This window comes from Streptomyces rubellomurinus (genome assembly GCF_000961885.1).
Classification (GTDB): Bacteria; Actinomycetota; Actinomycetes; order Streptomycetales; family Streptomycetaceae; genus Kitasatospora; species Kitasatospora rubellomurina.
On sequence record NZ_JZKH01000257.1, the window covers coordinates 1 to 1,016 of the forward strand.

General features: G+C 74.3%; 2 protein-coding genes. Both read left to right on the forward strand.

Translation table 11 applies throughout. The features are described 5' to 3' along the window. Nucleotides 1–868, forward strand: an 868-nt coding sequence (locus VM95_RS37655; protein ID WP_045705991.1) for an acyl carrier protein, incomplete at its 5' end; no start/stop codon positions are given. Between the two features lie 44 nt (nucleotides 869–912). Next, nucleotides 913–1,016, forward strand: a 104-nt coding sequence (locus tag VM95_RS45765; protein ID WP_425265401.1) for a polyketide synthase docking domain-containing protein, incomplete at its 3' end; no start/stop codon positions are given.

Here is a 1,016-nt window from a genome sequence, read left to right on the forward strand (position 1 = left end):
CGCCCTCGACGCCCTCGCGGCGACCCGCCGCGCGGCCGGCCTGCCGGCCACCTCGCTGGCCTGGGGCCTGTGGGCCGACGCCACCGGCATGACCGGCGAACTCGACGAGGCGGACCTCGCCCGGATGGAGCGCACCGGCATCGGCGCGCTCCCCGCCGAGCTCGGCCTGGAACTGTTCGACGAGTCGCTGCGGTTGGACGCCGCGCTGCTGGTGCCGATCCAGCTGGACCTGGCCGCCCTGCGGACGCAGGCGCGGGCGGGGATGCTGCCGGCCCTGCTGCGCGGGCTGGTGCGCGCCCCGGCCCGCCGGAGGGAGGCCACGGGCGGGTCGCTGGCGCAGCGGCTGGCCGGCGTGGCCGAGGCGGACCAGGAGCAGGTCGTCCTCGACGTGGTCCTGGCGCAGGTCGCCTCCGTGCTCGGCCACGCCTCCGGCGCGGCGATCGAGCCCGGGCGGGCGTTCAAGGAGCTCGGCTTCGACTCGCTGGCCGCGGTCGAGCTGCGCAACCGGCTCAGCCAGGTGGCCGGGCTCCGGCTCCCGGCGACGCTGGTCTTCGACCACCCGACCCCGGTCGAGGCGGCGCGGCTGATCCTCTCCCTGGTCGGCGGCCCGGGCGGCGCCGAGCAGCCCTCGCCGCTGGACCAGGAGCTGCAGCGGCTCGAAGCCCTGCTGATCGCGGTCGCCGGCCACGAGAAGCAGATCGCCAGTGCCGAGCCGCGGCTGCGCTCGCTCAGCAACCGGCTCCGCGCCCTGCTCAGCACCACCGGCACCGAAGACGCCGATGACGACGACACCTTCGAGGACGACCTCGACTTCGCCTCGGACAGCGACATGTTCGACCTGATCGACAAGGAGCTCGGATCCGCATGACCGGGAAGACCGATGACGGCCGCAGCGGACCGGGGAACGGACCGATGAGCGACGAACAGAAACTCCGTACCTACCTCAAGCGCGTCACCAATGAGCTGCGCACGGCCAATCGCCGGGTGCGCGACCTGGAGGACCGGGCTGTCGAGCC